Below are 11,570 nucleotides of genomic sequence, written 5' to 3' on the forward strand. Positions count from 1 at the left end.
CTGGGGAATTCCTTCCCCATCCTTGCAGCCTCAAGCTCAGGAAGCGGCCTCTCAGTGGGCGTACAGATACGCCGCGACATCCCGCGCCTCGGCTTCGCCGATGCCGCTGGCCGGCATGGCGGTGCCCGGAGAATAGCGGCGTGGGTCGACAATCCAGGCCACCAGGTTCTCAGCCGTGTTCGGGAGCACGCCGCCCACATAGACGCGTTGCCGCAAGCCGGCCAAAGGCGGGGCCACGCGGCCATCGGCGCCCGGTACGCCCGGCACGGTGTGGCAGCCGCTGCAGCCGTAGCGGATCAGCAGCTCCGGCGCCCGGCGCGGTTCGCCGGAGGTCAGGGCACGGGCGACGGCCTCGGCCTGGGTGGAGAGCTGATACTGCCGCCAGAAGACGGCGCCGCCCACCAGCAGGGCGGAAACGCCCAGGCCCAGCACCAGCGGCAGCAAGGGCAGCCGGGCAGGTCCGAGGGGCGGCGACTGCGCCTGGCGGCCGCGCCACCAGCCCACGGCCAGCACCGGCAGCACGGCCGCGGCCAGGCGCAGCAGCCTAACGCGCGCGGAGGGCATCGCCCGGCCTCCATCCACGGCTGGATCGGCGGACCCAGCGTGACACCATCGTCAGCATCACGGCGGCATAGACGGTGCCGCCCGGCACCCACATGACCAGACCTGCAATCTGCTGGTCCTCCAGCGCCGTCAGTCCCCACAGGGCGGCATGCGCGGTCTGCTGCGTATAGAGCACGCGGGGTGAGAAGGTGAGCAGCGCGCCCAGCACGCCGGTATGCACCATGGTGATGAACAGGTGGCCGGCGGCGGCGGCCGGGTGCGCCCGGCGCAGCAGCGCCCACCAGAACAACAGCCCGCTGAGCAGGAAGCTGAGATGCTGCGCGCGGTGCAGCCCCACATGCGTCACCGTGGCGTCGAACAACGGCGGCATGTGCCAGACCCAGATGGCCAGCCCATGCAGGATCGTCGCCGTAGCCGGCAGGCTCAGCCAACGCCACAGGCCGCCCCGTGCCGCACCGGCCAGCCGGCGGCGCAGGCGGTCGGGGAAGGCCCACAGCGCCGCGCCCAGCGGCCGCCCGGCCACCAGCAGCGGTGCCGCCACCACCATGACGATTTCATGTTCGATCATATGCGCGGTGAACAGGTGCTCACCCCACCAGTGCAGTGGGGAGACCAGTGCACCGGCCAGTGCCAGCCAGCCGGCCACGTATAGCGCCAACTGCCAGTAGCGCACGCCGCGCCCCATCCCGGCCCGGCGCCATAGCCGCGCGGTGCCGCACAGATATAGCGCCGCCGCCAGCATCAGCGGCAGCATGATCCAGGGGTCGAAGCTCCAGGCAGGCGCATCGCCATGCGGGTCCGCGCCATGCGCCCAGACACTGGCGGGCGCGAGCAGCGCCAGGCAGAGCGAGAGGAGAGCGGGGCCTAGCGTTCGCATCCGGTCAGCATCCAGCCGGCCAGACCCTGCAACAGCAAGGCGAGGGTGAACACCACGGCCAGCCCGGCCCCCACGCGCAGCACAAAGCCGGCGGCCCCCCGCCGGCCCGCGGCGCTGCGCCAGGCCAGCCAGCCCCCCGCCACGGCCAGGATGGCTGCCAGGCACGGCAGCCAGAAGCTGCCGCGCCAGGCGTGGCCGCAATCGGCGTAAGGCAGCACCTGCCCCAGTTGCACGGATGCTATCCACAGCACCGGCGCCGCCAGCAGGCCACAGACGCCCATCCACAGTCGCGGCGCGGTCACAGCCGGGGAATCCCGTACAGGCAGGCGTAGATCGGCAGCCAGGTCAGCACGACGAAATTCCAGTACATCGCGCCATCCTGCACGTCGCCGAAGCGGCGCGGGTTGTCGGCGTGGCGCGTGAACATCAGCGCCGCCAGCACATAGGTTTCCAGCAGGTCGGTCAGGATATGGGTGGTGTGCAGCCCCAGCAGCATCCATACGGCGGAGCCATAGGCGTTGCTGTCCCACGACACATCCAGCGCCATGAACTCCCACACCCGCAGCACCAGCGGCGCGGTGCCAAACACCGCCATGATCAGCAGCCCCGCCCGCACCTTGCGCAGGTCCCGCGCCGCCGCCCAGCGGGAGAGCAGGACATTGGGCACCAGGCTGGCCAGCAGCAACAGCGTCACGCCCGTGCCGGGGCCCCATTCCGGCGGCGGTGCCTCGATCGGCCAGGCCGGCGCCAGGCTGCCGAGATAGAGATAGACGCTGATCATCAGCGCGAAGCCCGTGCCCTCGATCAGCATGAAGGCCACGGTGCCCCACCAGGTCAGGCTGGCGGTGCCGCTGCCGTTCATCGGCAGGTCGGAGAGATCGACGACGACGTCCTGCTTCACGATTCCTCCTCCTTCCTGCCGCCCGGCCAGAACCAGCCGATCAGCGCGATGGTCACCGGCACCGCGCCCCACACCACAGCCCAAGGCGTCAGGATGGAACCCAGCAGCAGCGCCGTGGTGGCAAGCGCGGACCACAGCGGCCAGATGGTCGGGCGGGGCGAGGATTCGCGGGCTTCCGGCAACGCACCGCCCACCGTCGTCACCAGCAATTCCCGCCGGTCCACGCGCAGGCCGCCGGCCACCGGCAGCACGCCGTCATCCTCCCACAGCGGGTTCGCGCTCCGCACCACCGGCAGGCGGGCGAAATTGTAGCTGGGGGGCGGGGATGCGGTGGCCCATTCCAGCGTCGCCGCGCCCCAGGGGTTGTCGCCGGCGGGCTCGCCATGGCGGGCGGAGCGGACGGCGTCGTAGAAGAACAGCAGGAACCCGGCCGCCAGCACCACGGCGCTCAGGCTGACGAACAGGTTCAGCCCGCCCCAGCCCATGTCCAGCTGGTAGGTATAGACGCGGCGCGGCATGCCGAGCAGCCCCAGCACATGCATGGGGAAGAAGGTGAAGTTGAAGGCCGCGAACAGCAGCCCGGCCACCCACTTGCCGACCCGCTCGCTCATCATCCGCCCGGTGAACTTCGGGAACCAGTAGTACACGCCGCCCAGCAGCGGAAACACCGCGCCGCCGACCAGCACGTAGTGGAAATGCGCGACGACGAAGTAGCTGTCGTGCAGCTGCGTATCCAGCGGTACGGAGGCGACCATCACTCCCGTCATGCCGCCCATGATGAAGGTGAAGAAGAAGGCCAGGATGAACAGGAACGGCGTGCGGTAGACCGGGCGGCCGTACCAGATGGTCGCCAGCCAGCAGAAGATCTGGATGCCGCTGGGCAGCGCGATCGCCATGCTGGACGCGGTGAAGAAGCTTTCCCCCAGGCGCGGCAGCCCGGTGGTGAACATGTGGTGCACCCACAGGCCGAAGGAGAGGATACCGACACTGACCATCGCCAGCACCAGCGGCAGATAGCCAAAGATCGGCCGGCGGACGAAGGTGGGCAGGATGGAGGAGATCATGCCCACCGCGGGCAGGAAGATGATGTAGACCTCGGGGTGGCCGAAGAACCAGAACAGGTGCTGCCACAACAGCACGTCCCCGCCCTCCGCCGGGTTGAAGAAATGCGTGCCCACCAGCCGGTCCAGGATCAGCGCCGTGCTGGCCACCATCACCGCCGGCATCGCCATGATGATGATGAAGGACGTCACCAGCATGGCCCAGACGAACAGCGGAATGCGGTCCAGCGACATGCCCGGCGCGCGCTGCTTCAGCACGGTCACGACGATCTCCACCGCCACCGCAAGCGCGGAGATCTCGGTGAAGGTGATCATCTGCGCCCAGATATCCACGCGCTTGCCGGCGCCGTATTGCGGCCCGGCCAGCGGCACATAGGCGAACCAGCCGATATCGGGCCCCATATCCACCAGGAACGCGCCCCACAGCAGGATGCCGCCGACCAGGTACATCCAGTAGGAAAACGCGTTGAGCCGCGGGAAGGCGATGTTGCGCGTGCCCACCATCAGCGGCACCAGGTACACCGCCATCGCCTCCATCACCGGCACGGCGAAGAGGAACATCATGCTGGTGCCATGCACGGTGAAGATCTGGTTGTAGAGGTCCGGCGTCAGCACGCGGCTTTCCGGCCGCGCCAATTGCCAGCGCATCAGCAGCGCCAGCACGCCACCGAAGGCCAGGAACACGAAGGCCGTGGCGATGTAGCGCCGGCCAATGACCTTGTGGTCCACCGTCGCCAGCGCGCCCCAGACGCCGCGCGGCGTGTCCCACACCCGGCGCAGGGCGGCGTCCAGCGGCGCGTCGGCCAGGTCGGTATCCCGCTGGTCGTCCTGGATGCGCGCGCTCATCGCAGCGTGGCCAGCCAGGCGGAGACCGCCTGCAATTCCGCGGGGGTCAACGGCACCATGGGCATGTTGTTCCCTGGCTTGATGGTCTGCGGATCGGCGATCCAGGCCGCCAGGGCGCCACGCGTCATCGGCAGCATCCCCGCCGCGAGGGTGGCGCGGGAGGCCAGGTGCGTCAGGTCCGGCCCGTTGGTGCCCCTGGCCTCGGTACCGCGCACGGTGTGGCAGGCGCCGCAGGGCTTCTGCTCGAACACCTGGCGGCCAAAGGCCTCCTCCGCGCCGGCGGGGGCGGCGGAGTCTGCCTGCTGGGCAGCGCGCCACGCGGCGAAGGCTTCCGGTGGCTCGGCAATCACCATGAAGGCCATGTGCGCGTGCTGCATGCCGCAGAACTCGGCGCACTGCCCGCGATACTGCCCGGGCCGGCGCGCGGTCAGGGTCAGGACATTGTCGCGGCCCGGAATCAGATCCTGCTTGCCGGCGAGGTTGGGCACCCAGAAGGAATGGATCACATCCGCCGCCGACAGCTCGATCCGTACCGGGCGGCCCGCCGGGATGCGGATTTCGTTGGCCGTCACCACGTCCGGCCCGGCCTCGCCCGGATAGGTTACTTCCCACCACCATTGCAGCGCGCGCACACGCACCACCAACGGCGCCTCCGCCCCTGCGGAGATGACGCGCGTGGTCACGTAGCTCGCCAGCGTCAGCCCGGTGATGACCAGCACCGTGGCCACGCAGGCAGTGCCCACCGCGATGCCAGCATGCCGGTCCGCCGCCTGCGGCGTGGCACGGGACCGGCGCCGCAGCGCCACCGCCAGCACCACCAGCACCGCCAGCCAGATGGCCGCCAGCACCAGGACGAAACCGTGCAGCAACTGGCCGAGCGCCTGGGCGGACGGCCCCTGCGGGTCGAGCGCCGACTGCCAGCCGGCGCAGCCGCCGCAGAGGAGGAGCAATGCCAGGCTCGGCAGAGGGCGGGTCCGCATGACGGGCTATCGCAACGGCGCGCTGGCGGCCGGCAACCGGTTTTCCGCCGGGCGCGTCTGCGGCCTGTCGCTGCGGCCCGGCGCGGCGAGCGAACCGGTATAGGCCCCCATCGCCTGCACATAGGCGGCCAGCTGCCAGATCTGGTCCCGGGTCATCCGGTCGCGGAAAGCTGGCATGCCGCCGGGCCTGCCGTCGTGGATGGTGGTGTAGAGCGTCGGCAGATCAGGCCCGTAATTCCACCAGCCATCGATCAGCGAGGGGCCGCTGCCGCCCTGCCCATCGGCATGGCAGGCCTGGCAGCCGAACCACTCATACAGCCGCTTGCCCTGCGAGAGATGGAAGGCGCTTTCCCGATACGGCCGGCCCAGCGCCGCATAGACTTCGGGCGGGGAACCGCCGATACCGTTCGGCATCAGCGCGACCTGGCCCAACGCCTGGGCCACGGGCGGGTCCGGCCGGGTCTCCCGGTCCTCCAGCCTGCAGCCGCCCAGCAGCACGAGCGCCGGAAGCACCACCGCCAGAACCACGCCGTCTTTCCACCCACCCACACGGTCCATGCCGCGCCTGCACCCGTTCATCGCCCAGCCTGGGCGCCTGTCAGGGATGGGACGCTCAGGACCCCGGTTTGGTTGCACTCCGTCACAGTCAGGGCCCAGGCAGCCGGTCAGTTAGGCAGGCGGAGTTGCAGCTCAGCCCTTGCGGGGCCGCAGCGCAGGCGCCTGGACGTGGCGCTGGCTAGAGCGCGATGGCTCGAGGTGGCATCACCGGAGAACCGGAATCACGCGGCCTGACGAAGACGGAGAGCACGGTGCATCAACGACTATGCACGCATCACACGCTAGCCGCCGGGCGCGGCCAGGGTGGCCCGCAGATGCGCCGCCACCAGGTCCAGCGCCCGCTCCAGGCACCCCTTGAAGAAGTGGTCGGTCCCCGGGAACACCACGACCGGGTGATGCGCACCCCGGCCCCAGTCGAGCAGCGAGGGCAGGGGGGCCATGGTATCGTCCTGCCCATGCAGCAGCAGGGTGCGCCGGGGGATGGGCATGGCCTCGTAGTGCCGCCCGCCCGGCACCAGGCCGACCGGCAGGCCCATCAGCACCACGGCATCGGCGGGCGCCGCTTCCTCCAGCCGGCAGGCCAGGCGGGCATAGACATGCGCGCCAAAGGAAAATCCCACCAATGCCAACGGCATGCCGGGATGCCGCGCCCGCAGATGCGCGGCGACGGCCAGCGCGTCCTCCGCCTCGCCCACGCCGTCCGCGTAGGTGCCTTCGGAGCCATCGACGCCACGGAAGCTGGGCCGGACGGCGATCCACCCGGCCGCGCTCAGCCGGCGCGCCGTGCTGTGCGGCACGATGTGGCGCGGGCTGCCGCCCAGCAGCGGCTGCGGATGGCTGATCATCACCACGCCCAGCGCCTCGCCCGGCGGGTCATTCACCGTCAGCTGGATCTGACCGGCCGGGCCGGGGATGAGGCTCTGCTGGGGGCGGGAGAGGGACATGGGCCTGCATCGCTTCGAAAGGTGGCGCCTCGTCTGTTGCACACCCGGCATTCGGCGGAAATGCCGGGGGCTTCGCCAACAGCGCGTCCCGGCGCGGCAGAGCATACCACCGCACAGAATGGCAGCCGGCATGCCCTGGCGTTGGCGCGGCGGCGCAACCCGCGGCGATCACGCCCCCATTTGCCGCAACCCCTCCAGATAGCGCCGCGACGCCGCATCCCGGCTACGGACGATTCCCACCGCCTCCTGCGCCGAGACGGCGCGGAACGCCACGCTCTGCCGGCTGCGGAGCTGCACGAAGCCGTCCAGGCTGGTGGAGACCACCGTCGCGATCTTCGGGTAGCCGCCCGTGCTCTGATGGTCCGCCAGCAGCACGGTCGGCACCGCGTCGCCGGAAACCTGGATGGAGCCGCGCGCGATGGGTTCGGACGGCATGTCCATCGCCGCGTTCGGGGGCAGGGCGGGGCCGCGCAGCCGCACGCCCATGCGGTCATAAGCCTCGCTGAGCGCATAGGGCTCGCGCAACAGGGTGGCGATCGTCTCCGGTGCGAAGAAGCGGTCCTGCGGGCCCAGCACCACCGGCACCTCGTTCGGCGGCCGGGCCCAGGCGGGCAGCGGGATACGCGCGGCCGGGCCGGCATGGCGGCGCGTCTCCGCCACGGTCAGGGTCTGCCCCGCCGCCAGCCGCCCGCCGCCCAGCCCGGTCGGGCCGTGGGTGGAGACGCTGCCCAGCCAGGGCGCCACCTGCAGCGCACCCGCGAAGGCCAGGTAGGTCCAGCAACCCCAGAAGCCGGGGCGGATGGCTAGCTCGGCGCCCGCGCGCACGGTCAATACGGTCCAGGCGCCGTGGCGGACGCCATCCAGCACCACCTGGAAGCCGCCGCCGGCCACGGCCAGCGTCACCTCACCCTCCAGGCAGTTCAGCGTCAGCCCACCCGGCGAGATCTCGATGGCGGCGGCGTCCGGCGGGTTGCCCAGCGCGGCCTGCACGGCGGCGAAGCTGGCGCGGTCCATGGGGCCGGAAGTCGGCACGCCGAAGCGCATCATCCCGGCCCGGCCGGCATCCTGGAAGGTCACGTGCGGCCCGGCGGCCGTCACGGCGAACAGCGCGTCGCTCATCGGGCGGCCTCCGCCTCGAAGGTGGCGCGGTCGATCCGGGTGAAGCGCGCCGTGTCGCCGACATCGAACAGGAACGGTCGGTCGCCCTCCCCACCATCGAGGATGCGGGTGGGGGAGCGGCCGATGATCCACCAGCCGGTCGGCATAACGAAGGTGGTGACCAGGCATTGCGGCCCGGCGATCAGCACGCTGCCCGCCGCCACGTCCCGCACCGGGGCGGTCTTGCGCGGCAGGCGGATCGGCTCCGGCACGCCGGCCAGGTAGGCGTAGCCGGGGGCGAAGCCGTACATGTAGACGCGGTAGTCGCCGGCCAGATGGGCCGCGATCACCGCCTCCGGCTCCATCCCGGCGGCCTCGGCCACGCGGGTCAGGTCGGGCGCCAGCTCGGCATCGTAGCAGACGCGCACCTCGCGCTCCCGCCCCGCGCGGGGCGCGTTGCCGGGGGCGGCGATCAGGTGGCGCAGCGCCGCCTCCACCACCGCGTGGTCGCTGACCAACGGGTCGAAACGGACCAGGATGTTCACATAGGCCGGCACCGCTTCCAGGAAGCCGGGCACGGAGCTGGGGGAGAGCGCGGCATCGAGGCGCAGCACCTCGTCATGCACCGCGTGGCCGATCGTATCGCCGAACTCCACCAGGATCGCGTGGTCCGCCACCGGGCGGAAGGCGGGGTAGGCCGCCGCCATCCCAGGCAGGGTCACGCCGCCGCGTCCAGGAACGGCGCCAGGGCGATGCCGGCATCGGTCAGCCGCTGCCGCACATGCCGCGCCATGGCGACGGCGCCCGCACTGTCCCCATGCACGCAGATGGATTGCGCCTCCAGCCGGATCGGCGCACCGTCGATCACCGGCATCATCCCGGTGGAGAGGAAATCCACCAGCCGCGCGGCGGCCTCTTCCGGATCGTGGATCATCGCGCCGGGCTTGCTGCGCGGCACCAGCTGGCCGTTGGAGAGGTAGCCGCGATCGGCGAAAATCTCGCTGAAGGTGGGCAGGCCGGCGTCGCGCCCGGCGCGGTCCAGCGCCGTGCCGGAAATCGCCAGCAGCGCCAGGCTGGGGGAGACCGCCTTCACCGCCCGCGCCACCGCCGCGGCGACCTCCGGCTCCGCCGCCGCCCAGTTGCCCAGCGCGCCATGCGCCTTGACGTAGCGCACCGTGGCGCCGGCCAGCGCGGCGGCGCCCATCAGCGTGCCGATCTGCGTGGCGACCAGCCGCTCTACCTCCCCGGTGGTGTGCGGGATCAGCCGCCGGCCGAAGCCCTCGCGGTCGGCGAAGCCGGGATGCGCGCCGGCCACCACGCCCTGTTCCCGCGCCAGCGTCAGGGTCTGGAACATCGTCTCCGGGTCGCTCGCATGGGCGCCGCAGGCGATGTTGGCGCTGGTGACGATGCGCAGGATGGCGTCGTCATCCCCCATGCGCCACGGGCCATAGCTTTCGCCAAGGTCGGAGTTGAGATCGATCGTCCGCGCCATTCCACCGTTCCCTGCATCGTCGCGCTGAGCGCCCATGGCCGCATCATAGCCACGCCCCTGGCTCGCGCGACAGGGCGGGCGGCGGCCGGACACGCTGAAGCCGCCCCGCGCCACTGCCACCCCGCGCCACTGCCACCCCGCGCCTCCGCATGCGCACCCAGGTGCTGGCGGCCAGGCCCGTGCTTGGAAGGCGCAACGCGGCGTCCCATCTCTCAGGGCTGAGAATCCCGGCAGGAGGGAGCGGCCATGGCGAGCGGATGGGCCCCGGACGGGGCGGTGCAGGACCAGATCGACGACACCGTGACGGATGGCGTGCTGCGCGCCCGCGCCCGCATCCCGACCGGGGACGGCGAGATCCATTGCACCGAATGCGGCGAGGACATTCCGGAAGCCCGCCGCCGTGCCCTGCCAGGCGTCCGCACCTGCATCGCCTGCCAGTCCGAGCGGGACCGCCGCCCGGCGCAGTTCGGCTTCAACCGCCGGGGCAGCAAGGACAGCCAGCTGAAGTAGCGGCGCCACAGGCCCCGGCCGGTAGCAGCCCGGGCGTGGCGGCACGGGGGATATAAGGCGCAACCATGCTGTGAACACGGCGTCTCCTCTGCAATCAGCGAGGAGACACCAGCATCATGCATCTTGGCATCGAAGGCCGCGTGGCGGTCGTCACCGGCGGCGATTCCGGCATCGGACTGGCCACGGCGAAGCTTCTGCTGGAGGAGGGCGTGAAAATCGTCCTCACCGACAAGGAGCCGGAGGCTCTGCGCCAGGCCGCCGCCACCCTGAGCGGCGAGGTGATGCCCGTGGCCGCCGACCTGACCAAGGCAGCGCAGGTGGACGCCCTGGCCGCCGAGGCGAAGGCCGCGTTCGGTCCGGTGGACATCCTCTACCACGCCGCCGGCATCACCGGCCCCACCGGCCTGTTCCATACCCTGACGGACAACGACTGGGCCAGCGCGCTGGAGACCGACTTCATGGCGGCAGTGCGGGTGGCGCGCGCCTTCATCCCTGGGATGGCCGAGCGGGGCTGGGGCCGGGTGGTGCTGACCGCATCGGAAGACGCGGTGCAACCCTATGTGGACGAGCTGCCCTACTGCGCGGCCAAGGCGGCGATCCTCAACCTCGCCAAGGGCCTGTCCAAGACCTACGCGAAGCAGGGCGTGCTGGTGAACACCGTCGCCCCCGCCTTCATCCACACGCCGATGACGGATGCGATGATGCAGAAGCGCGCGGCGGAGAAGGGCGTCTCCTTCGACGAGGCCGTCCGCTCCTTCCTGGAGGAAGAGCGCCCGAACCTGGAACTGGCCCGGCGGGGCGAGCCGCAGGAAGTGGCCGCCGCCATCGCCTTCCTGTGCTCGGAGCGCGCCAGCTTCATCAACGGCGCCAATCTCCGCGTCGATGCCGGCTCGGTCGCCTCGGTCGGCACCTGAGGCGGAGCGGCGCTTTGGCCTGCGCGGTGGGTGGCGATCAGCGCTAGTATGCGGGCCTCGCTTCCGGGCAGGGCAGGGTGGGTTCGCGGCATCTCCTCACAGGCTTCATGGCGATCGGTCTTTGGGCGGCGGGCCCGGCCATGGCGGAGCCGGTCATCCCCCGTTCCGAATTGCCCGGTCTCGGCGGTGCCGGTGCGCGGCAGCCGGTGGATGCCAAGGCGGCACCCTGGCGCAGCCTGGGCCGGGTGCAGACGGAGCTGGGCAGCCGCTGTACCGGAGCGCTGATCGCGCCGGACCGGGTGCTGACGGCGGCGCATTGCCTGCTCTCGCCACGAGCCGGCGGGGTGGTGCAGCCCGGCTCCATCCACTTCCTGCTGGGCTATGCCGCCGGGCGCTACACGGCCCATGCCCGCGTCGCAGCCTTTCGGCTCGCGCCCGGCTATCAGCCCGCGTCACGCGGCCCCGCCAGCGCGGACTGGGCCATCCTGCACCTCGCTGCACCGCTGGCGGAGGCACCGCCCTTGCCCCTGGCGCCGGCCCGCGCAGCGGACACGCTTATGCTCGGCGGCTACCAGCAGGACCGGGCGGAAGTCATCCTGGCGGATACCGCCTGCCGGCTGCTGGGCCTGCGCCGAGGCCAGGACGGCCCGGTGCTGCTGCATGACTGCGCGGGTACCCGTGGCGCCAGCGGCGCGCCGCTGCTGCGGCGGGACCCTAACGGCGACTGGTCCGTCATCGGCATCGCCGTCGCGGCCATACGCGGGCAATCGGGCGGGCTGGGCATCCCGGCGCAGGCTATCCTGCCATGAGCAGAGGCCGTATCCG

The 11,570-nt window shown here is 71.3% G+C and carries 14 protein-coding genes; 3 read left to right on the forward strand and 11 right to left on the reverse strand.

The genetic code is table 11. From position 1 onward, the window contains the following. Positions 1-51: 51 nt before the first annotated feature. The 11 genes from IBL26_RS06305 to IBL26_RS06355 all read right to left on the reverse strand — a co-directional run bounded on the left by IBL26_RS06305 (position 52) and on the right by IBL26_RS06355 (position 9,321). The gene (locus IBL26_RS06305; protein ID WP_187783619.1) at positions 52-564 is read right to left on the reverse strand and encodes a c-type cytochrome; all 513 of its coding nucleotides are present in this window, start codon (positions 562-564) and stop codon (positions 52-54) included. Beyond that, positions 545-1,441 carry a cytochrome c oxidase assembly protein gene (locus IBL26_RS06310; RefSeq protein WP_187783620.1) on the reverse strand — a complete coding sequence of 299 codons (897 nt, stop codon included), beginning with the start codon at positions 1,439-1,441 and terminating at the stop codon, positions 545-547. The genes IBL26_RS06305 and IBL26_RS06310 overlap by 20 nt, the downstream gene beginning before the upstream one ends. Next, positions 1,429-1,743, reverse strand: coding sequence for a hypothetical protein (locus IBL26_RS06315; RefSeq protein ID WP_187783621.1), 315 nt, complete (start codon positions 1,741-1,743; stop codon positions 1,429-1,431). Before IBL26_RS06315 ends, IBL26_RS06310 begins: the two co-directional genes overlap by 13 nt. Then, a complete protein-coding gene (locus IBL26_RS06320; RefSeq protein ID WP_187783622.1) occupies positions 1,740-2,342 on the reverse strand; it encodes a cytochrome c oxidase subunit 3 in 603 nt (200 codons plus the stop codon). The genes IBL26_RS06315 and IBL26_RS06320 overlap by 4 nt, the downstream gene beginning before the upstream one ends. Next, positions 2,339-4,249, reverse strand: a complete 1,911-nt coding sequence (gene ctaD / locus IBL26_RS06325) for a cytochrome c oxidase subunit I (protein ID WP_187783623.1) — start codon at positions 4,247-4,249, stop codon at positions 2,339-2,341. Before ctaD ends, IBL26_RS06320 begins: the two co-directional genes overlap by 4 nt. Beyond that, positions 4,246-5,229 (reverse strand): cytochrome c oxidase subunit II, encoded by a 984-nt coding sequence (gene coxB / locus IBL26_RS06330; RefSeq protein WP_187783624.1) that lies wholly within the window; start codon positions 5,227-5,229, stop codon positions 4,246-4,248. The genes ctaD and coxB overlap by 4 nt, the downstream gene beginning before the upstream one ends. A gap of 6 nt (positions 5,230-5,235) precedes the next feature. Then, complete coding sequence (locus IBL26_RS06335) at positions 5,236-5,787, reverse strand: c-type cytochrome (protein WP_187783625.1); 552 nt, start codon at positions 5,785-5,787, stop codon at positions 5,236-5,238. Positions 5,788-6,068: 281 nt separating this feature from the next. Continuing rightward, positions 6,069-6,731 carry an alpha/beta hydrolase gene (locus IBL26_RS06340; protein WP_187783626.1) on the reverse strand — a complete coding sequence of 221 codons (663 nt, stop codon included), beginning with the start codon at positions 6,729-6,731 and terminating at the stop codon, positions 6,069-6,071. 168 nt (positions 6,732-6,899) lie between these two features. Further along, complete coding sequence (locus IBL26_RS06345; RefSeq protein WP_187783627.1) at positions 6,900-7,850, reverse strand: 5-oxoprolinase subunit C family protein; 951 nt, start codon at positions 7,848-7,850, stop codon at positions 6,900-6,902. Beyond that, positions 7,847-8,551: a 5-oxoprolinase subunit B family protein gene (locus IBL26_RS06350; RefSeq protein WP_206684154.1), complete on the reverse strand. Its 705-nt coding sequence runs from the start codon at positions 8,549-8,551 to the stop codon at positions 7,847-7,849. The genes IBL26_RS06345 and IBL26_RS06350 overlap by 4 nt, the downstream gene beginning before the upstream one ends. Further along, positions 8,548-9,321, reverse strand: coding sequence for a LamB/YcsF family protein (locus IBL26_RS06355; protein ID WP_187783628.1), 774 nt, complete (start codon positions 9,319-9,321; stop codon positions 8,548-8,550). Before IBL26_RS06355 ends, IBL26_RS06350 begins: the two co-directional genes overlap by 4 nt. Positions 9,322-9,567: 246 nt before the next feature. On the opposite strand from IBL26_RS06355, the gene IBL26_RS06360 reads away from it, so the two are divergent. The 3 genes from IBL26_RS06360 (at position 9,568) to IBL26_RS06370 (ending at position 11,554) form a co-directional block, all read left to right on the forward strand. Further along, complete coding sequence (locus IBL26_RS06360; protein ID WP_187783629.1) at positions 9,568-9,831, forward strand: DksA/TraR family C4-type zinc finger protein; 264 nt, start codon at positions 9,568-9,570, stop codon at positions 9,829-9,831. Positions 9,832-9,947: 116 nt separating this feature from the next. Further along, complete coding sequence (locus tag IBL26_RS06365; protein ID WP_187783630.1) at positions 9,948-10,745, forward strand: SDR family NAD(P)-dependent oxidoreductase; 798 nt, start codon at positions 9,948-9,950, stop codon at positions 10,743-10,745. A 107-nt stretch (positions 10,746-10,852) separates the two neighbouring features. Further along, positions 10,853-11,554, forward strand: a complete 702-nt coding sequence (locus IBL26_RS06370) for a trypsin-like serine peptidase (RefSeq protein ID WP_187783631.1) — start codon at positions 10,853-10,855, stop codon at positions 11,552-11,554. Positions 11,555-11,570: the final 16 nt, after the last annotated feature.

The sequence above is a fragment of the Teichococcus aerophilus genome, assembly GCF_014490485.1.
In the GTDB taxonomy this organism is placed as follows: Bacteria; Pseudomonadota; Alphaproteobacteria; order Acetobacterales; family Acetobacteraceae; genus Pseudoroseomonas; species Pseudoroseomonas aerophila.